The sequence below is a fragment of the Mycobacterium shigaense genome, from assembly GCF_002356315.1.
Lineage (GTDB): Bacteria > Actinomycetota > Actinomycetes > Mycobacteriales > Mycobacteriaceae > Mycobacterium > Mycobacterium shigaense.
The window spans coordinates 4,492,239-4,513,108 of record NZ_AP018164.1; the positions used below are offsets into that span (position 1 = coordinate 4,492,239).

Genomic DNA, 20,870 nt, shown 5'->3' on the forward strand with positions numbered 1-20,870 from the left:
ATTACCAACTAGCCCAGCGACTTCGGCGGCAGGAAGCGGTCGCCGTACTTGGCGGCCAGTTCCTTGGCCCGGGCCACGAAGGCCTCCTTGCCCGTACCGCCGGCACCGGAGTAGCCGACGATAAACTGCGCGCTACCGCCGGTGTAGGGCGGGTACCCGATGCCCATGATCGAGCCGATGTTCGCGTCGGCCGTCGACGTTAGCACGCCCTCGTCAAGGCACTTCTGGGTCTCCAGCGCCTCGGCGAACAGCATCCGATCGATCATGTCCTGCAACGGAATTTCCGCGCTGCCCGACTTGAACGTCTCTCGCAAGCCCGGCCACAGCCGGGTGCGCTTGCCATCCTCGTACTCGTAGAAGCCGGCGCCCTTCAACCGCGACGGGCGGCCGAGCTCGATCATCTTCTCAACGACGGCCTCCGCGGGGTGCGGCTCGTAGCTGCCGCCGGCGTCCTCGACGCCCTTGCGGGTGGCGGTGGCGATCTTGTGCATCAGCTCCAGGTTGAGCTCGTCGGACAGCTGTAGCGGCGGCGCCGGGTAACCGGCCTGCGAACCGGCGTGCTCGATACTCGCGGGCTCAACGCCCTCACCGAGCATCGCCAGCGCCTCGTTCACGAACGTGCCGATGACGCGGCTGGTGAAGAAGCCGCGGCTGTCGTTGACGACGATCGGGGTCTTGCCGATGGCCAGCGTGTAGTCGAAAACGCGGGCCAGCGCCTCATCGGAAGTCTTTTCACCCCTGATGATTTCGACAAGCGGCATCTTGTCGACCGGCGAGAAGAAGTGGATCCCGATGAAGTCCTCCTGGCGCTTCACGCCGGTCGCCAGACCGGTGATCGGCAGCGTCGAGGTGTTCGACCCGAGCAGCGCGTTGGGCTCGACGATGTCCTCGATCTCCTGAAACACCTTGTGCTTGAGGTCCTGGTTCTCGAAGACCGCCTCGATCACGAAGTCGACGCCCTTGAAGGCCTCCGGGTCGGCGGCCGGCGTGATGCGGTCCAGCAGCGCCTTGCTCTTCTCCTCGGTGGTCTTGCCCCGCTGAAGTGCCTTGGCCTCAAGCTTTTCCGAGTAGCCCTTGCCCTTTTCTGCGGCCTCGAGGCTGACGTCCTTGAGCACCACGTCGAAGCCGGCCTTCGCCGACACGTAGGCGATGCCGGCGCCCATCATGCCCGCACCCAGCACACCGATCTTGTTGATCTTGACCGGTTCGATGCCGTCGGGCCGCGAGCCTCCGCCGTTGATGTGCTGCAGGTCGAAGAAGAACGCCTGGATCATGTTCTTGGCGACCTGGCCGGTGACCAGCTGGGTGAAGTAGCGGCTCTCGATGCGGCTGGCCGTGTCGAAGTCGACCTGCGCGCCTTCGACGGCCGCGTCCAGGATGGCCCGCGGCGCCGGCATCGGCGCACCCTTGAGCTGCTTTTTCAGCAGCGCCGGGAACGACGGCAGGATGCCGGCCAGCGCGGGGCTGGACGGGGTGCCGCCGGGCATCTTGTAACCCTTTTTGTCCCAAGGCTGTTCGTGCGAGTCGGGGTTGGACTTGATCCACGCCTTGGCGGCGGGGACGAGTTCCCCGATCGAGCCGACGAGCTCGTCGACCAGGCCGATCTCCTTGGCCTTGGCGGGCTTGAAGCGGGTGCCCTGCGACAGGATGTTCATGAAGGCGTTCTGGATGCCGAACATCCGCACGGTGCGGGTCACGCCGCCGCCGCCGGGCAGCAGGCCCAGCGTGACCTCGGGCAGCCCGAGCTGGCTTCCCTTCACGTCGGCCGCAATGCGGTGGTGGCAGGCCAGCGCGATCTCCAGACCGCCGCCCAGCGCGGCGCCGTTGATGGCCGCCACGACCGGCTTGCCCAGCGTCTCCAGGGCGCGCAGGTCACGCTTGACCGATTCGACGGTGTCGAATGCCTCGCCGGCGTTCTCCGGGCCCAGGTTGATCATTGCCTTGAGGTCACCGCCGGCGAAGAAGGTCTTCTTCGCGCTGGTGATGACGACACCGGTGATCGAATCCTTCTCCGCGGCAAGGCGTTCGACCGCGTTGTGCATCGAGGAGCTGTAGTGCTCGTTCATCACGTTCGCCGACCCGGTCGGGTCGTCCAACGTCAGGGTGACGATGCCGTCTGCATCCTTGTCCCACTGAATGGTGTTCTCTGGCATGGTCTTAAACCCTCTCGATGATGGTCGCGACACCCATGCCGCCACCGATACACAGCGTGATCAGGGCGCGGCGCGCGTTGCGGCGCTCGAGTTCGTCGACCATGGTTCCGGTGATCATGGCGCCGGTGGCGCCCAGCGGGTGGCCCATCGCGATGGCGCCACCGTTGACGTTGAGCTTCTCGTCGGGAATGTTGAGGTCCTTCTGGAACTTCAGCACCACCGACGCGAACGCCTCGTTCAGCTCGAACAGGTCGATGTCGTCGACCGTCAGGCCAGCGCGGTCCAGCACCTTGCGCGTGGCCGGAGTCGGGCCCGTGAGCATGATGACAGGGTCCGCGCCGCTGGTCGCGGTCGCGACGATGCGGGCGCGCGGCGTCAGGCCCTGCGACTTGCCCGCGGCCTCCGAACCGACCAGCACCAGGGCGGCGCCGTCGACGATTCCCGAGCTGTTGCCGCCGGTGTGGACGTGGTTGATCTTCTCGACGTAGTGGTACTTCTGCAGCGCCACGTCGTCGAAGCCGCCCATCTCGCCGATCCCGTCGAACGCGGTCTTCAGCTTCGCGAGGCCCTCCAGCGTGGTGTCGGGGCGCATGTGCTCGTCGTGGTCAAGGATCACCAGGCCGTTCTGATCGCGCACCGGCACGACCGACTTGGCGAAGTAGCCACCCGACCACGCCTCGGCCGCCTTCTGCTGGCTGCGCAGCGCGTAGGCGTCGACGTCATCGCGGGAGAAGCCCTCGATGGTCGCGATCAGGTCGGCGCCGATGCCCTGCGGGACGAAGCCGAGCCGATAGTTGGTCTCGGGGTCGGTCGCCCACGCGCCGCCGTCGGAACCCATCGGAACGCGGCTCATCGACTCGACACCGCCGGCCAGCACCAGGTCGTCCCAACCGGAGCGCACCTTCTGCGCCGCGGTGTTGACGGCCTCCAGGCCGGAGGCGCAGAAACGGTTCAGTTGCACGCCGCCGGTGGTCTCCGGCAGGCCCGCCACCAGAGCAGCGGTCCGGGCGATATCGCCGCCCTGGTCGCCGACCGGAGACACCACGCCCAGGATCAGGTCGCTGATCAGGTTCTCGTCGAGGTCGGGGTTGCGCCGGCGCAGCTCGTCGACCAGGCCAACCACCAGGTTGACCGGCTTGACCTCGTTGAGCGAACCGTTGCGCTGCTTGCCGCGTGGTGTGCGGATGGCCTCATAAATGAAGGCTTCTTCGGACATGTCGATTTCCTGTTCACAAAATGGGTTTCGGATCCGTGTACCAGCACCCTAACAGGGGGTCCCGGCCAACCTGTTGGTTGGGCAGGTCGGCGCAGCTCAGGCGGCCGATCGTGACACTGCAGTCACGGTCGGCCTCGAGCGTGACGGTGCAGTCACGCTCGAGGCCGGAAGTTAAGCTCTACGGCCATGACGGTCTCGCGACTGCGGCCCTATGCGACCACGGTGTTCGCCGAGATGTCGGCATTAGCGGCCCGGATCGGCGCGGTGAACCTCGGCCAGGGGTTCCCCGACGAGGACGGGCCCCCGGCAATGCTCAAGGTCGCGCAAGACGCCATCGCCGATGGCGTCAATCAGTACCCGCCCGGGATCGGCATCGCCCCGCTGCGCCAGGCCGTCGCGGCCCAGCGGAAGCGGTATTACGGGGTCGAGTACGACCCCGACACCGAGGTGCTGGTGACGGTCGGCGCCACCGAGGCGATCGCGGCCGCGGTGATCGGGTTGGTCGAGCCCGGCTCGGAGGTGCTGCTGATCGAGCCGTTCTACGACTCCTACTCCCCGGTCGTCGCGATGGCCGGGTCGCGCCGGGCCGCCGTGCCGCTGGTGGCGGATGGGCGTGGTTTCGCGCTGGATACCGACGCGCTGCGACGCGCGGTGACGCCCGCGACGCGGGCCCTGATCGTCAACTCCCCGCACAACCCGACCGGTGCGGTGCTGAGTGCCACCGAGCTGGCGGCCATCGCGGAGATCGCGATCGACGCCGACCTGTTGGTGATCACCGATGAGGTGTACGAACACCTCGTCTTCGACGGCCACCGGCACCTGCCCCTGGCTGGGTTCGACGGCATGGCCGAGCGCACCATCACCATTTCCAGTGCGGCGAAGATGTTCAACTGCACCGGCTGGAAGATCGGATGGGCTTGCGGCCCGGCACAACTCATCACCGGAGTGCGCGCCGCCAAGCAGTATCTGAGTTACGTCGGCGGGGCGCCGTTCCAGCCCGCGGTCGCCCTCGCGCTGGACACCGAGGACGGCTGGGTGGCCGAGCTGCGAGATTCATTGCAGGCCAGGCGCGATCGGCTGGCTGCGGGCCTGACCGACATCGGCTTCGCGGTGCACGAGAGCAGGGGCAGCTACTTTCTGTGCGCCGACCCGCGGCCCCTCGGGTACGACGACAGCACCGAGTTCTGCGCGGCCATCCCCGAGAAGGTCGGCGTCGCCGCCATCCCCATGTCCGCTTTCTGCGATCCGCTAGCCCCACATGCCGATATGTGGAATCACTTGGTGCGCTTCACTTTCTGCAAGCGTGACGACACCCTGGACGAGGCGATCCGGCGACTGTCCGCCCTCAAAGGCGGGGCGGCGTAGGACCCTCGTCCCCCATCACGCGCGTCCGCAGGCCTTCCAGCGCAGCGGAGAGGATTTTGTTGCCCGCCGAGCGCACCCAGAATCCGGGCAGCGGCACCCTGAGTTCTACCGTGAGGCTGAATCGCACCCGGGTCTTGTCGTCGCCCTCCCGCTCCAGGTTGTATTCGCCGTGCTGGGCGTGTTGTTGGGCCGTCTTCTGCGCATCCCAGACCATCCAGTCGGGGCCCCAGTGGTATTCGACTACTTCGGTGTCGGCGATGCCGCTCACCCGGATCGTCATTCGCACGTGATGTGGCAGACCGTCGGGGTATCGGTCGACGACCTCGACCCGCTTGTGCAGCGGAGACCAGGAGGGCACCGCGTCCATGTCGGCGAGCGCCCCCATGATCACTTCGGGGGGCGCCCCAATGACGATCTCAGACGATGCGCGTATGGCCATCGACTACCAAATTAGCGCTTGCGCCGACGCGACGAACCGAAAAACGGTGATTACGTTGCCCTGTCCGAATCGCCGCGAGCCGCGACGAGGGCGCGCAGCCCGTTCATCGACTTGTCGAGAACATTCTCGGCCGCCCGCCGGACGACGAAACTGGGAATCGGCCCCGCCGGTTCCACGGTGATGTCGAACCGCACGCGGGTCTTGTCCACGCCGGCGGGTTTGAGGTTGTACTCAACATGTTGGCCGTGCTGCTGGGCGGTACCTTTGGCGTCGTATACGACCCAGTCGGGACCCCAGTGATATTCCACGATCTCTTTGTCGACGAGCCCGAAGATCTTGATGGTGGCCTTCACGTGGTGCGGGCGGCCGTCGGGATAGCGGTCGAGTACTTCGACCTTTTTATGCAGGGGCGACCAGCTTTCCAGCACGCTGACATCCTCGAGCGCCCCCATGACCACGTCTAGCGGGGCGTCAACGACGAATTCGCGTGAAGCCTTGACAGCCACTGAGTTCAACCTAGCAACGGCATCCGGTCTGCGGAGCGTGTTGGGTTAATTTTTCTGGCTACCAGCCGATTTCGCTGATCGCTGTGGTGGCGGCCGGTGGGGGTCCGACGGGCCCGGGCGGTGTCCGGGAAAAGCGCGGCGCGGGGGCGGCCTGCTCGACGCCGTGAGCGGTGATCACCGTCGAGCGGGCGTTCAGATGGTCGCTTTCGGCGGCCTCGCTCCAGGTCAGCACCGGGGTGACGCACGCGTCGGTGCCGGCGAAAACCCTCGTCCATTCGTCACGGGTCCGGCTGGCGAAGCGCCGCACGAAGATGTCGTACATCTGTCGATACGAACCGATGTCCAGCTGACCGGGTACCTCATCGGGTGACAGGCTGAGCCCGCGCAACAACGCCGCGAAGAACTGCGGCTCGATGGCGCCGACGGCCATGTACTTGCCGTCGGCGGTCTCATAGCACCGATAGAACGGGGCACCGCCGTCGAGCATGAAGGATTCCCGCTTCTCGCGCAGGGTGCCAATCCCCTTCATGGTCCATATCATTTGGCACAGCACGCTCACCCCGTCGACCATCGCCGCGTCCACGACCTGTCCCTTGCCCGACCTCTCCCGCTCGTAGAGCGCGGCGACGATGCCCAGCAGCGCCAGCATCGACCCCCCGCCGAAATCGGCGACCAGATTCAGCGGCGGCAGCGGCGGTCGGTCGGCATAGCCGAGCGCCCCCAATGCGCCTGTCTGTGACAGGTAGTTGATGTCGTGGCCGGCCGTCGAGGACAGCGGACCGTCTTGTCCCCATCCGGTGATGCGCGCGAAGATCAGCCGCGGGTTGACCGCCGCGCAGTCGTCGGGCCCGATGCCGAGCCGCTCGCAGGTGCCGGGCCGGAAGCAGTCGAGCAACACGTCGGCCTTGGCTGCAAGCCCCAGCAATTCCGCGGGCGCAGACTTGACGTCGAGATCGACGATGCGCTTGCCGCGGTGCAATAAGTCGCGGTCTTCGGCTGGCATCGGCACGCCCGTCCGGTGGCGACCCGCTTCGCCCGACTTCCCCGCGCTCGCGGTCGCCACGCCCCCGGGGCGGCGCACCCGCACGACGTCGGCCCCGAGGTCGGAAAGCACCATTCCCGCGTGCGGTCCTGGACCGATGCCACCGAGCTCGATGACCCTGATGCCGGCCAGGGGTCCGGTCACGGCGTTCTACTTACCCTTCTTCAGCTGCAGCACCCGCTTGCGCAGGCCCTCGGTCCCGGTGTCGATCGTTCCCCTAATGGCGCGCTTCAAGACGAAGCCGGGCAGCGGCACCACGGGGTCGACGCTGAGCTGGAATTTGACCAGGGTGGCATCACCGTCGGGTACCAACGTGTACGACGCGTCCTGGGAACGCTGTTGGCCGGAGCTGATCAGCGTCCAGCTGACCTCGTTGTCACCCCAGCTGTACTCGATCACTTGCTCGTCGGTGATTCCGGCGGCTTTGACTTTCATCTTGACCTTGGTGGGTCGCCCAATGGCGTCCCTGTCGAGGATCTCAGCGCTCTGGTGCGCCGAGGACCATTCGGTCACGGATTCGAGATCGGCGATCACGGCGAGGATCTCTTCCGGGCTGGCTTCGATGACAATGTCGCGGGCTTCTTTGATCGCCATGGCCGCACCATAGCGAAACGACGTCGCACCGGCGGCGAATTCGACCGAGCGTACCGTCGTGCTTGTGACTGATCCCGCTACAGACCTCGACGACGCTGCCTACACCGTCGGTGACTACTTGTTGGACCGCCTCGCCGAACTCGGCGTCTCCGAGATCTTCGGCGTCCCCGGCGACTACAACCTGGCATTTCTCGACCACATCGTCGCCCATCGCGCCATTCGCTGGGTCGGCTGCGCCAACGAACTCAACGCCGGATACGCTGCCGACGGTTACGGGCGCTTGCGCGGAATGTCGGCTCTGGTAACCACATTCGGTGTGGGTGAGCTCTCGGCGGCCAATGCGATCGCGGGGGGATATGCCGAGCACGTGCCCGTCGTGCACATCGTCGGCGGCCCCTCCAAGGACGCCCAAGGCACCCGACGGGCGCTGCACCACTCCCTTGGCGACGGCGACTTCGAGCACTTTTTCCGCATCAGCCGCGAAATCACCTGTGCACAAGCAAATCTCATGCCCGCGACGGCGCGCCGAGAGATCGACCGGGTGCTGTCGGAGGTGCGCGAGCAGAAGCGACCCGGATATCTGCTGCTGTCCACCGACGTCGCGCGCTTTCCCACCGAGCCCCCGGAAGCTCCGTTGCCGCGCTACACCGGCGGGACCAGTCCCCGCGCCCTGTCGATGTTCGTCGATGCGGCCACCCAGCTCATCGCCGATAGCCAGCTGACCGTGCTGGCCGACCTGCTGGTCCACCGGCTGCAGGCGGTCAAAGAGCTCGAGGCGCTGCTGGCCGCCGACGTGGTGCCGTACGCGACGTTGATGTGGGGCAAGAGCCTGCTCGACGAGAGCTCGCCCAATTATCTGGGGATCTACGCGGGCGCGGCCAGCGCCCCGCAGGTGCGTTCCGCGGTGGAAGACGCGCCAGTGCTGGTCACCGCCGGGGTGGTCTTCACCGATATGGTCAGCGGCTTCTTCAGCCAGCGAATCGACACCGCCCGCACCATCGACATCGCGCAATACCAGAGCAGCGTGGGCGGCCACGTGTTCGCTCCGCTGGAAATGGGCGCGGCCCTCGACGCGCTGGCCGAGATCCTCACCCGACGCAAGATCACGTCACCGCCGGTGCCGGCCTCGCCCACGCCGACGCGCCCGGCCAGCAGCGCAACGCCCGAGCGCAACCGGCCCCTGACCCAACAGATGCTGTGGGACCGACTGTGTGACGCGCTCACCCCGGGGAACGTGGTGCTCGCCGATCAAGGCACGTCCTTCTACGGAATGGCCGACCACCGGCTGCCGCAAGGAGTCACCTTCATCGGTCAACCTCTCTGGGGCTCAATCGGTTACACGCTGCCCGCGGCCGTCGGCGCCGGCGTGGCACACCGCGACCGCCGGACGGTGTTGCTCATCGGTGACGGCGCGGCGCAACTGACCATCCAGGAGCTCGGCACCTTCTCCCGCGAGGGGCTGTCGCCCGTGATCGTGGTGGTCAACAACGACGGCTACACCGTCGAACGCGCGATCCACGGCCCGCAAGCGCCGTACAACGACATCGTCGGCTGGAGCTGGACCGACATTCCCCACGCGATCGGCGTCGCCGATCACCTGGCGTTCCGAGCCGAGAACTACGGCGAACTCGACGACGCGCTCACCGCCGCCGCCCAGCAGCAAGACCGCATGGTCTTCGTCGAAGCGGTGCTGCCGCGGCTCGAAATACCCCCGCTGCTAGGCAAACTCGTCCAGCCCTTGGCACCGAAGGAGACGGCGCCCTAGCCGGGACGCGCTGCACAACCGGGGTCCGATGAGCGCAGTATCGACTGAACGGTGCGGCGGCGGCGCCCGCAGTCAGCGCCCGCTTCCGCAGGCTTGGGCGACGCCCTTGGTCGTCGACGCCCCGGCCGCGACACACTCGGACACGGTTCGGCTGGTGATCCCGTTACACAGACACACGAACACCGAGTAGTCCGCTCACTCACTCCTCGATGCGCATGGTGTCGTGCAGCTGGCCGACGAACAGCGGCGGGTAGGCGCCGGCCCCCGCCCGAGACATCCATTGGGCCGCGGCATCGGGGTGCTCGATCCACTCGCGCGCGCTGCGTTCGTCGGCGAACTCCTGCAGGATCAGCACCTCGTGGTCATCGTCGAAAGCCTGGAAAATCCACGTCTTTCGGATGCCTGCCGCGGTGAACCTGTCCACCGCCGAGCCGACCTCGGCGATCAGGATCGCCACGTTGTCGACCGATGCGATGGCGGCGACCACGACGCCGGGCGCCGACGGATCCGACTGCGGCGCTGAGACGAACCTGTTGATGATCTCCCCGGCGAAAACCGCCGGGATGTCCTCGATACCGGCCTCGTCGAACCAGTCGAAGAAGACGCGTGAGCGGAGCAGCTCCACGATCGGCTCGCGGCTGTGGACCCCGATCATCACCAGCACGCGGCCGTAGTCGTGGTTCGAGGTGTAGACCAGGACGTGGTGCGCTCCGATTTCGGAGAGCGCTGCCTTGTTGCGCTCGAGGAAGGGCCACACCCGCGTCGGATCGGGGACCCGGTAGTCCGACGCGATCACCATCGAATGGATGTCGTTCGCCCCCGCGCTGTCAGTCATGGCGCCCTAGACGGGAGTGAACTCCGAAATGAGCCATTTCCCATCGACTTTCGTCAACCTGACCAGAACGCTGCTGTTCTGGAACGCCGGCTCCGGCCGATCTTTGCTCTGCGTGCTTTCGTTGACGAAAAGGAGCACGTCTGCGAAATCGGGATGAAGCTCCGAGAGCGCGGACCGAAGGACTATCGCGTTTTGCTTGACCGACTTCTGTTTGGCGGCTGGCGCGACGATCTGATCGGTGAACTGCGAGTAGTACTTCAGGAAGTTGCCGGTCAAGCGAGATTTCGCGGAGGCGACGTCGCGATCGATGGTTTCAGGCGAATACGACAGGATCGCCACGGCTCCGTCGCTGGCGGCCGAGAGCACCGTCTTTGCGGCCGCGGCGTCGGTGTCGCGATCCGGCAGGTACACGAAATAGAACAGGCCGCCGAGCAACCCCAGGGACGCCACGACCAGCAATGCCAGCACGCCGGCCAGGATCTTGCCGGGTGGCCGCCGTTTCAGGGCGGCGACGAAGCGCTTGCGCCGACCGGGCGTGGCAGCGGGTTCCGCTGTGCCCTCGGCCTTTTCGGCGCCAAGGGTCTCCTCGACCGCTGCCGTCTCCTGGACCGATGCTTTATCCGCGGTCACGGCACAAATTCCAATTTGGATATCTTCAGCTGGCCGCGGTCACGGGTGACGGTCAAGACGAACCGGTAGTTACGCGGCTCCTGCTTGGCGCCGGCGGCATTGGTGACCTCTTGTGTGGAAGCAACCAGCACCACCGCCGAATCGGCCGTCAATGTGTCCCAGTCCACCGCGGCGGCCTGGACCGAACCCTGCGAGATCACCTTCATCTGCTCCACCGTCTTGACATAGTCGTCAGCGGTCTTGGTGAAGTCGTCTTTGAACGAGCCGGTGGAGTTCTCGAGGATGCGCTGGACCCCCTCTTTGGCCTCGTTGAAGTTCAGTGAGGTCAGCGTCACGACACCCTGCTTCGCCGCGGCGATAAACTCGGCGGCGCGCTGACGCTGACGCTCCGCATCGCGATGCTCCTTGATCATGTAGAGGCTGGCCGCCAGCGCGGCGACCGTCACGAGGACGGCCAGGCTCGCCGCGAGCGTGGACCATCTCGGCCGGCGCAGGCGGCGCCAACGTCGTGCCGGCTTCTCGTCAACGGCGGCCACAGTCTCGGCGGGGGTCTGAACCGCAACCTCTTGAGCTTCGTCGCTTTGCGGCTCGTCGGCGCCCCGGGTTTCTTCCGACTCCGTCGCGGCGGTGTCGGGCTCCTCGACATCCACCACGTCCGCTGCGTCGTGCGCTGCCGTGGGCGACTCTTCTTCCCCGTCGACTTCTTCTTTTTTGGCTTCGGCGACCTGGGCCTGGCGCCTCAGCTGAATGGCGCGAGCACGCGCACGGGCGGCGGCAGCGAGCGCCTCGGCCTCCGCGGCCTCCGCTTCCGTCTGGTCGGCCAGCGCCCGAATATCGTCGGCAGTGCTTGGGATTTCGGCGTCGGTCATAGCGGCCGGTTTCGCGTCAGCGGCATTCGGGAGAGCGCCACCACTCACCGCTCACCAGCCCGAGAACGAGGCTGCTCGTGACTCAATGCCAAACTCCTCTACCGCTTGCCTCATCGGCAAGTTCGCTTCCAGCCGCGGGGCTGGCGACGCCGTTGGGCCACCCTACTCGGCAAACGCAATACCGCGCGAGCATCCGGGCCGATTCTCAGCTGCCCACCGACCAGGAGAACCACGCTATCACTCCGTACCGCCGGTACCGCAGACCTCGGCGCATCGCGCCGCGAGAAATGCGGCGCGAGCTGTGGACATGGGGTTCTCGCAACGAACATATGGGGCGGCTAACACAGCAAATCCTTGACCACCTTGCCCGTGGCGTTGAGTGGAAGGGCGTCGAGGAACTGCACTGAGCGAGGCACCTTGAAGCCCGCCATGCGGCCTCGGCACCAGTCGATCAACGCGCGGTCATCGAGATCGCCGATGCGAACGACAAAGGCCTTGCCCACCTGCCCCAGCCGTTCGTCCGGGACACCGATCACCGCCACCTGCGCGACCGCCGGGTGCTCCATCAAGAAGCCCTCGATCTCGGCCGGATACGCGTTGAACCCGCCCACGATAAACATGTCCTTCTTGCGCCCGACGATGCGCAGCCGCCTTCGTGGTGATCGCGAGCCTGGTGCAGCCGGGCGCCCCGGGTCACCACCATCGGCCCCGTCGGTGAAGGTCCCCAGGTCTCCTGTATGCAGCCAGCCGTCACGGTCGATCGCTTGCGCGGTGGCCTCGGGGTCGTCCAAATACCCCTTCATGACGCCGTAGCCGCGGACCAGCACCTCGCCATCGTCGGCGATGCGCACCTCGACCCCCTCGCACGGCACGCCCGCGGTGGTGGCCACCTCCTCGACCGAATCACCGGGCAGCGACAACGTGACGTTGCCGGCTTCGGAGAGCCCGTAACCGGTCATCAAGGTCTCGAACGGCAATTCGTCATGGATGCGGCGCACCAGTTCGACGGGAATGTCGGCGGCACCCGTCACGCCCGCCCGTAGCGTCGACAGCTTGGCCTTGTCCCCGACCGACAGCAACGAATGGTACAGCATGGGAGGCCCGGGAAGCATCGTGATACGTTCGCTTTCAATGAGATCCACGACCGTTTCGACGTCGAACACGGCGACGGGCAGCATGGTCGCTCCACGCAGGAAGGACGCGACCAGTCCCGCCTTCAGCCCGAACGTGTGGAAGTACGGGTTGATCTGCAAGTAGCGGTCGCCCTCTTGCAGATCCGCGAGTGTGGCCCATTCCTCGTACATGCGCAGCGTTTGCTGATGATGCATCATCGCGCCCTTCGGGCGACCGGTGGTGCCCGACGTGAAGATAATGTCCGACGTGTCGGTGCCGTCCACCGCGCGCTCGGATGGCGAACCGCTGGAAAGGAATTCGGACTTCAGATCGATGACCGGTATACCGGCGGGGGCGGTGTAGTCCTGGTCCAGAAAGCCCTTCTGTACCAGGACGGCCTTCGCTCCGCTGCGGGCGATGACGTCGCCCGCTTCTTCGGTCTTGAACCGGGTGTTCACCGGCACCAGCACGCCGCCCGCGGTGAGCAACCCGAAGGCGGCGATGATCCACTCGGCGGAATTCGGTGCCCAGATGGCGACCCGCTCGCCCCTGGCAATCCCGAGGTTCACGAAAGCCCCCGCCGCACAACGTATTCGTTCGACGACTTGCACGAAGGTCAAGCGCAGCGGACCGTCGACAACTGCTTCCGCGTCGCCGAACCGGTCCGCCGCGCTCAAGACCATCTCGGGGATGGTCTGCCATGCCGGAATTGGCCGGTCTGTCACACCGTGACGAGTCGACCGAGGTTGCCGCCCATGATCTTTGCCTGGTCGTCGGTGGACAGGTGCGATAGTGCGTTGACGTAGAACGTCGGCTCCGCCAGCCCCTCCGGGTGCGGCCAGTCCGAGCCGTACAGGACTTGGTCCACACCGACAAGGTTGATCAGATCGTCGATGCCGTCCTCGAAGAACGGGCTGACGTGGATCCGGTTCTTGACCGTCTCGACCGGGTCGCTCGGGAAGACCTCCGGGGCCTTCCGGAAGACTTCGGCCAGACCGTCCAGCAGCGGGGTCATCCACTTCGAGCCGGCCTCGACGATCGCCACCTTCAGCTTCGGGTGGCGATAGAGCGCACCGTGGATTACCCACGAGCCCACCGCATCCTGGATCGGCCGCCACTCGTTGAGGATGCCCATCGCATTGGTTTGGAACGGCAGCATTTCCTGCTCGGCGCCATCCCACTCCGAGGTGTAGCGCGAGTAGCCGCTGTCGCTGGAGTGCATGCCGACCAGTACGTCGTGCTCGACGACCCGCTCCCAGAACGGGTCGAACTCGGGCAGCGCGAATGACCGCGGACCACGGAATCCGGGGACCGGTGCCGGACGGATCAGGATGCAGCGGGCACCGCGCTTGACCGCCCACTCCAGTTCCTCGATCGCCTTCTCGACGATCGGGAGGGTGATGACCGGGGTGGTGAAGATGCGGTTCTGATAGTTGAAGCCCCAGACTTCGTCGAGCCACTCATTCAGCGCGTGGACCAAGACGTGGATGGCGAGCGGGTCGTCGCGCAGCCGCTCCTCGAGCAGGCTGGCCAGCGTCGGGAACATCAGGGTGCGGTCCAGACCCAGCTCGTTCATCTTCTCCAGGCGCGGACCGGGCTCGAAGAACGCCGGGATCGCGCGCATCGGCTCACCGAACAGCTCGCGCTTGGTCTTCCCGTCCGGGTTGCCGTATTTGAAGTACTCCTCCCAGGCGCCCGGCCGGGCGACGACCTCGAAGGTCGGGTTGGGAATGTAGTTGCTGATGTGGCCGCGGATGGCAATCTTGGTTCGCCCGTTGACCTGCACGTACTGGACGTAATCCTTGTATGCCCTGGGCAGGAACTTGGTCAGTGCCTCCGGCGGCTCGTAGAGGTGGTTGTCCGCGTCAAAGATAGGAAACGGGACGTCTTCCCGGTGCGACAACTGGCCCATGAGATCCTCCTTCGCGCTTTATGAGAATACTATTCTCTTGGCGACCATCACCGCAACACGCCCCCGGCGCCAAGCGGAGTGCCCTGGTCAGCAGTTGGCAATGATCTTGAAGGTCGCCGACGCCGCCTCGTTCGGCTTGTCGGTGTTGAATCCGTTCGCGGTGCCGGTGATGGTGAATTTGTTCCCGCTGAAGCTCATGTTGGCGTCACCGCCGTCGTTTTTCGAGTACATGCCGGTGAACCCGCCCAGGTTCTGGATCCGGACGGACATCGTGGTGAGCGGCTCTTGCCGCTCGTCGATGGCGACCGTGGCTTTGGCGAAATCACCGCCGATCGCGATCGTCCGGTACCACTCCTGTTGCCAACATTTCACGACATGGTTACCGGTGTCGGTGCCGTTGATCGTCACCTGCGCCGTGCTGGCAAGCTGGGACTGCGGTTTCGCCGTGCAGGCACCGAGGCCGGCCACAACAAGCGCCGCGATCGCGGCTATGATTCGGTTCTGCACTGGACCGCCTCCATCTCGGTGACGAAAGTCTTGGGCCTGCAGCGATGATGCTATTCTCCGCGCGAGAGAATGCCAATATCGGTGCTCGTTCAGGGAGGCTAGGCGCATGTTGGACATGGAGTTCGACGACGGGCTGGCGGTCCTGACGATCGACCGCCCGCACGCGCGCAACGCCATCTCGCTCGAGACCATGGGACACCTGGAAAACGCGCTCGACGCGTCGGCCGACGCGCGCGCCCTGGTGATCACCGGTTCCGGTGACCGCGCGTTCGTCTCGGGCGGCGACCTCAAGGAACTCAGCGCGCTGCGGACCATCGAGGATGCCGAGGCGATGGCGAGGCGGATGCGCAACATCTGCGATCGGCTCGCGTCCTTCCCGGTTCCGGTGATCGCCGCCATGAACGGCCACGCCTTCGGCGGCGGCGCCGAGTTCGCGGTGGCTGCCGACATCCGGGTGGCGGCCGACGACATCAAGATCGCCTTCAATCAGGTCGAGCTGGAGATCATGCCGGCCTGGGGTGGCGCCGAACGGCTCGCCGCCCTGGTCGGCAAGGGCAGGGCGCTGCTGTTGGCCGGCACCGGAACTCCCGTCGAGGTTGCCGAAGCCCAACGAATTGGGTTGGTCGATGTGGTGCTGCCGCGGGCATCGTTCGACGAAGGATGGCGATCGATCGCGACCAAACTCGCCCGGCATCCGGCAAACGAGATAAAGCGAATAATCCGCGGAGTTTCTGCTGACGAAGCGATAGCATCCTTTGCACGGCTGTGGGTTGCGGAGGCACATTGGCAGGCCGCCGATCGGGTGATGAACCGCACCACCAAACCGCGTCCGGCCGCCGGAGGAGCGATATGAGCGCAGGCGCAAAGACGGTGCTGGCCGCGGGCGCAGCATCGCTACTGGCCGGAGCGGGACTAATGACGGGCACCTCTCCCGCGCACGCCGACCCCGTGTGGCACCAGGTCGTGTACGTCGTCTCGGCCAAGGTCCCGACCTACGTCGACATCTTCTATCAGGATCAGGATCCGACGCTGTTCTCCGACTACAGCCACAACCCGTACTCGTTCTCCCCGCAGGTGCACGCCGACATCACCCCGGACAAGCCGTGGGTTCAACCGGTAAACCTGCTCAACCCGGATCAGTGGGCGATGGTCACGGCCACAACCGGTCGGGCACCGGAGACACCCGGCGGCATTCAGTGCAACCTCTCGGTGGACGGCAAGGTCGTGGTGTCCAAGCTCGGCCCCAAAGGCGCGCTCTGCTCGCTGCGCACCTGGTGAACCACCCAGGTCGACGGCACGCCCTCGATCGGCTGCGGTTCGCCTTCCAGGCGACGCAGTTGATCCTCGACTAATTGCACGGTTTCCGCGTGACCGGCGGAGATCCCGACCGCCTGTTCGAGCACCAGAAATCGCGACAGGCTTGACATGAGCACGGTGACCACCACCGGGGGCATCTCTTCTCGAGCCACCCCGTATCGCAACAGGGCAGCCGTGACTGCTTCCTGCTCATGCTTGCGGAAACGCTCTGCGTAATAAGCGATTTCGGCTCGCATCTCTTTGCGGTGGTTGGCCAGCGCCATGAATTCCATCGAAATGCGGGTGAACGCGGGATCGGTGCCGAATCGCCACAGTGCCCACAGCGGCTGCGGGGACTTCATCAGCCGCGCGTGCACCGCGAGTGCTTCCTCGCCGCGGCGACGGAAGACCTCGAGGAACAGCTCCTCCATGGTGCGGAAGTAATAGTGCACCAGTTGCGGTTTCAGGCCCGCCTTGTTCGCGAGGCGGCGTGAGGTGACGGCGGCGTAGCCCTCTTCGAGCATCAGCTTCTCGGCCGCGTCGAGCAGCAGGACACGGTTTTTCGCGTCTGGCGCCCCGATCCTGCGGGCCGAAGTCATTGCTTGCTCCGTACTCTCGGCATATCCGTTCCGACCACACGGATCGTAGCGCGGCCCGGCCGAGCGGCCTTGACCACGCCATTACCGCCATGCTAAGCAGTTGCTCAGCAGATTTTCGAAATCGGGTCGGCGTCATGCCGCCGCACATCACCGATCACCGCAGCCCAGGGAGACGCACATCCGATGAGCGACTACGAGTCGATCGACTTTTTGACCGATCCGTCTTTGATCCCCGACCCGCACCCCTACTTCGACTATTTGCGCAGTCAGAACCCGGTATTGCGGCTGCCTCATCACGGAGTCGTCGCGGTTACCGGTTACGCGGAGGCCACCGAGATCTACAAGGACCCGGAGACGTTCTCCAACATCGTCGCGCTCGGTGGCCCGTTCCCGCCGCTGCCGTTCACGCCCGAGGGCGGCGACATCCGGTCCCTGATCGGCGAGCACCGCAGCTACTTTCCGATGTACGAGCACATGGTCACGATGGACCCCCCGGACCATACGAAGGCCCGCTCGGTGCTGGCTAAACTGCTGACCCCGAGCCGACTGAAGCAGAACGAGGAGTTCATGTGGAGCCTGGCTGACCGTCAGCTCGACGAGTTCCTGCACCACGGCGAGTGCGAATTCATCGCCGAATACTCCAAGCCGTTCGCCACGTTGGTGATCGCAGACCTGCTCGGCGTCCCGGAGGACGACCACAAGGAGTTCCGCAAGGTTCTGGGCGCCGATCGCCCGGAGACGCGCGTCGGTGCCCTGGACCACGAGTCGGTGGGCATCAACCCGCTGGAGTGGCTCGACGACAAGTTCTGCCACTACATCGAGGATCGCCGCCGCGAACCGCGTGGCGACGTGCTGACCTACCTCGCGGAAGCGAAGTATCCGGACGGATCGACGCCGCCGGTGATCGAGGTGGTGCGCTCGGCGACGTTCCTTTTCGCCGCCGGCCAGGAAACGACGGCCAAGTTGTTGAGCGCCGCGCTGCAAGCGCTGGGCGACCGGCCGGACGTCCAGGAGCAAGTTCGCGCGGATCGCAGCCTGATTCCCGGATTCATCGAGGAGTCACTGCGCATGGAGAGCCCGGTGAAGAGCGACTCACGACTGGTCGTCAAGGACGCCAACATCGGTGGCGTCGATCTGCCGGCGGGCACGGTGGTGATGATCCTCCCGGGTGCGGCCAATCGCGACCCGCGCCGGTTCGAGAACCCGCATGAATTTGACGTGCGCCGCAAGAACGTTCGTGAGCACATGGCCTTCGCCCGTGGCGTGCACTCCTGCCCGGGCGGCCCGCTCGCGCGGGTGGAGGGGCGGGTCTCGATCGAGCGCATCCTCGACCGGATGCCACGCATCGAGATCAACGAAGCCCACCACGGGCCGGCCGCCGACCGTCGGTATACCTACGAGCCCACGTACATCCTGCGGGGCCTGAGCGAACTACACCTGACGTTCGCGACCGCGGATGCGGTCGCACCTGTGGCGTAACGCTTCTCGGTCACGAGCACTACCGCACCTGCAGGCCAACGAAGTAGCAACCGAGCAGGGCGACGCCAATCAGCACCACCCACGCGTCGGTGAGGCGGCACAGCAGGACCGGGGCGCTGCGCACCTCCATGAATTCCCGAAAGATGATGCGCACCTTGACAAGTGCGATTACGACGACGCCTGAAGTTACCGCCGCGCTGGATTTCAGCGATCCGTCGACGGAGTGGTCTATCCAAAGATAGCCCAGCGTCAGCGTCGCCAGGATCAACCAGACGTACAGCAGCCTCTTGTTGAATCTCACCGCTCACCGCACCACGTAGAGCAACGCAAAGATCAGCACCCAGAGGAAATCGACGGTATGCCAATACGTTGCGCCGGTCTCGATGACTTCCTGAGAGTTCTGAGATTTTGGTGCCGGCCTGCGGAGTTGATAGAGGATGACACCGAGGACCACAAACCCGATCAGCAGGTGAACGAAGTGGATCCCGGTGAGGAAGTAGTAGTACATGAAGAAGTCGTTGCCGTCCAATCCGTTTCCGGCGCGCACCAACCGGACCCACTCAAACACCTTGAAGAACAGGAACAGTACGGCGAACGCGGCGGTGATCAAGACATCGTGCAGGGCCGCGCGGTAGGCACCGGCGCGGGCGGACTGGACGCATCGCGCCACCGACCACGAGCTCAACAGCAAGACGAGGGTGTTGAGGACTCCGACGCGCAGGTCGAGTTGGACCTGCGCGTGCAGGAAAGACTCGGGATTGCGCCCGCGGGAGAACAGGTAGAAGCCGAAATACGCTGTGAATACCAGGGTCTCGAACAACACGAAGACCCACATGTCGGGTTGGCCCGGCACCGCCCTGACGCGTGGGCCCTTCTCTGCGACGTGGGTCACTGGGCGATCTTCTTCTTGCGCGGCAGGTCGGGCAGCGGCCCGGTGCCGAAGTCTTCGCGGCGGATCATGGCGAACAGCATGACGATGAAAGTGACTTGATAGATGCCGAATACGACCATGTCCAGCCACCAGGCGATCTCGCCATCCCACGCGAACACCCCGCGGCGGAAAATCCAGCAGGGCGCCACGACCACTTCGGTCAGCGCATTGCACAGGTTGAGATAGCCGAACCACTTGGGGAACACGCGATTCTTGTCCAGCAGGATCGCGGCCATCCAGATCAACGAGCCGATCAGGAACACCCCCATGGTTCCGTCGAACGACAGAAAAGCGAAATCGTAAAGCCAACCGATCGATTCGGGGTCGCGGTCCGGCCGCAACGTGCCGACGATCAGCGCGATGTTGAGCAGCAACATCCCTGGAACCGCGCTGAGCGAATAGATGACCAGATACGAGTAGGCGAACACGCGGCTGACCGACATCCGCCGCATCGAATACGCGATGAGGGCATTGTTGACCGCGATCATGCCGCTGATGGCAAAGATGACACCGAAGCCGACGGGTATGCCGAGGTGACGTTCGGAGAACCAGTGCACCTGTGTCGCGAGGTCCCAGGTGGGCTCCGGCGGCGGCTGCACTTGCGCGACGATGAAGAACATCGGGAAGAACAAGCTGTAGAAGACCATGAGCGTCCCCCACGCCAACCACAGCTCTCGCTTGGGTCCGCGCGTCAGGTGCCAACCGATTCGACGGTGCAGTGGTCCCGCGGGCGGGGTGGCTGGGCGGGTCGGCGTCGTGACGACCGCACTCATGCGGTGACCAGTTCGCCTGGGCGCCGGTGGTTCTCGGCACGCTCACGGTAGACGGCTTGTCCCAACACAACGCCCATCACGACGATCCAGACCGCGATGGCGACGTTCTTCACCCAGAACGACAGGAAGCCGTCCCAGGCCAGCGGGCCGGTCAAGGTCACGCCGACGAACGCGGCGGGCACCAGCGCGGCCGCCACAACAAGGTTGAAGTAGCCCACCCAACGGTTGAATACCGGCCTTGGCTGATCGTCGAAAAAGACTGCCAGCGCCAGGATTACACACTGCCCGATCAGAAACTGCACCACAATGGTGAAGGTGACCCAACCGAGGTCGTTGAGCAGTTGAGTCAATCCCGCGCTGCGCTCCGGGCGAAAGGCGGCAAGCAGCCAGCAGACGTTCGCCACCAGGAACAGCGTCGGACCGCCCGCCGCGCAGCCCAGCATCGCGTAGGAGAAGATCGGCGTCCGGTGTGCCATGCGGCGGATCTGAAGGACGATCAGCGCGAGGATCGGGACCAGGCACACGCCGAACCAATTGAATACGATCATGCTGGAACGGATCTGGGGAATATGCGCGGGATCCCGATAGAACGCCGCAACCTGGTCGGCCGACATCGTCGGCGACATCGGCGGGTTGAAGCCGGGGAATAGCAAGAAGCAGGCGCCCCAGAGGATCAGGGCTGCGGGCAGCGTCCACAACAGGATCAGTTCGCCGTCGGTTCGTCTGCGCACACCGCCCGGCCCTGCATCGCGATCGACACGGTCGGACATCTTTGCTCCTTCGCTGCGCCGGGCTGGCTACACGGTTAGTCGCGAAGCTAGCCGTTCGGCTAGCTTCGGTCAATAG

At 65.3% G+C, this 20,870-nt stretch carries 22 protein-coding genes and 1 pseudogene; 5 read left to right on the forward strand and 18 right to left on the reverse strand.

The genetic code is table 11. From position 1 onward, the window contains the following. Positions 1–8: 8 nt before the first annotated feature. Positions 9–2,153, reverse strand: a complete 2,145-nt coding sequence (locus MSG_RS20950) for a 3-hydroxyacyl-CoA dehydrogenase NAD-binding domain-containing protein (protein WP_096442651.1) — start codon at positions 2,151–2,153, stop codon at positions 9–11. 4 nt (positions 2,154–2,157) lie between these two features. Beyond that, positions 2,158–3,369: an acetyl-CoA C-acetyltransferase gene (locus MSG_RS20955; protein WP_096442653.1), complete on the reverse strand. Its 1,212-nt coding sequence runs from the start codon at positions 3,367–3,369 to the stop codon at positions 2,158–2,160. A gap of 186 nt (positions 3,370–3,555) precedes the next feature. Here MSG_RS20955 and MSG_RS20960 point away from each other — a divergent pair, with 186 nt between their 5' ends. Beyond that, positions 3,556–4,734, forward strand: coding sequence for a pyridoxal phosphate-dependent aminotransferase (locus tag MSG_RS20960; RefSeq protein WP_096442655.1), 1,179 nt, complete (start codon positions 3,556–3,558; stop codon positions 4,732–4,734). On the opposite strand, the gene MSG_RS20965 is transcribed toward MSG_RS20960, so the two are convergent. From MSG_RS20965 to MSG_RS20980, 4 genes are read right to left on the reverse strand one after another with little or no spacing between them, the layout of a single operon-like run. Next, on the reverse strand, positions 4,715–5,173 hold the full coding sequence (locus MSG_RS20965) for an SRPBCC family protein (RefSeq protein ID WP_096442657.1): 459 nt from the start codon (positions 5,171–5,173) through the stop codon (positions 4,715–4,717). The two genes, MSG_RS20960 and MSG_RS20965, sit on opposite strands and share 20 nt — an antisense overlap. A 50-nt stretch (positions 5,174–5,223) precedes the next feature. Further along, the gene (locus MSG_RS20970) at positions 5,224–5,679 is read right to left on the reverse strand and encodes an SRPBCC family protein (RefSeq protein ID WP_096442659.1); all 456 of its coding nucleotides are present in this window, start codon (positions 5,677–5,679) and stop codon (positions 5,224–5,226) included. A gap of 58 nt (positions 5,680–5,737) precedes the next feature. After that, positions 5,738–6,865, reverse strand: a complete 1,128-nt coding sequence (locus MSG_RS20975; protein WP_096442661.1) for a CaiB/BaiF CoA transferase family protein — start codon at positions 6,863–6,865, stop codon at positions 5,738–5,740. Positions 6,866–6,871: 6 nt separating this feature from the next. Beyond that, complete coding sequence (locus MSG_RS20980) at positions 6,872–7,315, reverse strand: SRPBCC family protein (RefSeq protein ID WP_096442663.1); 444 nt, start codon at positions 7,313–7,315, stop codon at positions 6,872–6,874. A gap of 64 nt (positions 7,316–7,379) precedes the next feature. Here MSG_RS20980 and MSG_RS20985 point away from each other — a divergent pair, with 64 nt between their 5' ends. Then, a complete protein-coding gene (locus MSG_RS20985) occupies positions 7,380–9,080 on the forward strand; it encodes an alpha-keto acid decarboxylase family protein (protein WP_096442665.1) in 1,701 nt (566 codons plus the stop codon). On the opposite strand, the pseudogene MSG_RS20990 reads toward MSG_RS20985, so the two are convergent. The 7 genes and pseudogenes from MSG_RS20990 to MSG_RS21020 form a co-directional block, all read right to left on the reverse strand. Then, positions 9,077–9,263, reverse strand: a pseudogene (locus tag MSG_RS20990) ((2Fe-2S)-binding protein). The gene MSG_RS20985 and the pseudogene MSG_RS20990 overlap by 4 nt on opposite strands. 16 nt (positions 9,264–9,279) lie before the next feature. Beyond that, complete coding sequence (locus MSG_RS20995) at positions 9,280–9,915, reverse strand: fatty-acid--CoA ligase (RefSeq protein WP_096442667.1); 636 nt, start codon at positions 9,913–9,915, stop codon at positions 9,280–9,282. Positions 9,916–9,921: 6 nt separating this feature from the next. Further along, positions 9,922–10,545, reverse strand: coding sequence for a twin-arginine translocation pathway signal (locus MSG_RS21000; protein ID WP_096442669.1), 624 nt, complete (start codon positions 10,543–10,545; stop codon positions 9,922–9,924). Next, positions 10,542–11,414 carry a hypothetical protein gene (locus tag MSG_RS21005; RefSeq protein ID WP_170063175.1) on the reverse strand — a complete coding sequence of 291 codons (873 nt, stop codon included), beginning with the start codon at positions 11,412–11,414 and terminating at the stop codon, positions 10,542–10,544. Before MSG_RS21005 ends, MSG_RS21000 begins: the two co-directional genes overlap by 4 nt. A 338-nt stretch (positions 11,415–11,752) precedes the next feature. Beyond that, positions 11,753–13,237: a FadD3 family acyl-CoA ligase gene (locus tag MSG_RS21010; protein WP_096444706.1), complete on the reverse strand. Its 1,485-nt coding sequence runs from the start codon at positions 13,235–13,237 to the stop codon at positions 11,753–11,755. Between the two features lie 11 nt (positions 13,238–13,248). After that, positions 13,249–14,439 carry an amidohydrolase family protein gene (locus MSG_RS21015; protein ID WP_096442673.1) on the reverse strand — a complete coding sequence of 397 codons (1,191 nt, stop codon included), beginning with the start codon at positions 14,437–14,439 and terminating at the stop codon, positions 13,249–13,251. An 87-nt stretch (positions 14,440–14,526) separates the two neighbouring features. Next, entirely contained in the window at positions 14,527–14,946 is a 420-nt protein-coding gene (locus MSG_RS21020; RefSeq protein ID WP_096442675.1) for a lipoprotein LpqH, read from the reverse strand. Positions 14,947–15,052: 106 nt separating this feature from the next. On the opposite strand from MSG_RS21020, the gene MSG_RS21025 reads away from it, so the two are divergent. Continuing rightward, complete coding sequence (locus MSG_RS21025) at positions 15,053–15,799, forward strand: enoyl-CoA hydratase/isomerase family protein (protein ID WP_096442677.1); 747 nt, start codon at positions 15,053–15,055, stop codon at positions 15,797–15,799. Positions 15,800–15,861: 62 nt separating this feature from the next. Further along, a complete protein-coding gene (locus MSG_RS21030; protein ID WP_373421188.1) occupies positions 15,862–16,224 on the forward strand; it encodes a hypothetical protein in 363 nt (120 codons plus the stop codon). Here MSG_RS21030 and MSG_RS21035 read toward each other — a convergent pair. Continuing rightward, positions 16,140–16,841 carry a TetR/AcrR family transcriptional regulator gene (locus MSG_RS21035; RefSeq protein WP_096442681.1) on the reverse strand — a complete coding sequence of 234 codons (702 nt, stop codon included), beginning with the start codon at positions 16,839–16,841 and terminating at the stop codon, positions 16,140–16,142. The genes MSG_RS21030 and MSG_RS21035 overlap by 85 nt on opposite strands. Positions 16,842–17,024: 183 nt before the next feature. On the opposite strand from MSG_RS21035, the gene MSG_RS21040 reads away from it, so the two are divergent. Further along, on the forward strand, positions 17,025–18,320 hold the full coding sequence (locus tag MSG_RS21040) for a cytochrome P450 (RefSeq protein ID WP_096442683.1): 1,296 nt from the start codon (positions 17,025–17,027) through the stop codon (positions 18,318–18,320). A 19-nt stretch (positions 18,321–18,339) separates the two neighbouring features. Here MSG_RS21040 and MSG_RS21045 read toward each other — a convergent pair whose 3' ends face one another. From MSG_RS21045 to MSG_RS21060, 4 genes are read right to left on the reverse strand one after another with little or no spacing between them, the layout of a single operon-like run. Then, a complete protein-coding gene (locus MSG_RS21045; protein ID WP_096442685.1) occupies positions 18,340–18,621 on the reverse strand; it encodes a cytochrome C oxidase subunit IV family protein in 282 nt (93 codons plus the stop codon). Positions 18,622–18,624: 3 nt separating this feature from the next. Next, a complete protein-coding gene (locus MSG_RS21050; RefSeq protein WP_096442687.1) occupies positions 18,625–19,212 on the reverse strand; it encodes a cytochrome c oxidase subunit 3 family protein in 588 nt (195 codons plus the stop codon). Further along, the gene (locus MSG_RS21055) at positions 19,209–20,024 is read right to left on the reverse strand and encodes a hypothetical protein (protein WP_096442689.1); all 816 of its coding nucleotides are present in this window, start codon (positions 20,022–20,024) and stop codon (positions 19,209–19,211) included. Before MSG_RS21055 ends, MSG_RS21050 begins: the two co-directional genes overlap by 4 nt. After that, positions 20,021–20,794, reverse strand: coding sequence for a hypothetical protein (locus MSG_RS21060; protein ID WP_096442691.1), 774 nt, complete (start codon positions 20,792–20,794; stop codon positions 20,021–20,023). The genes MSG_RS21055 and MSG_RS21060 overlap by 4 nt, the downstream gene beginning before the upstream one ends. Positions 20,795–20,870 lie beyond the last annotated feature (76 nt).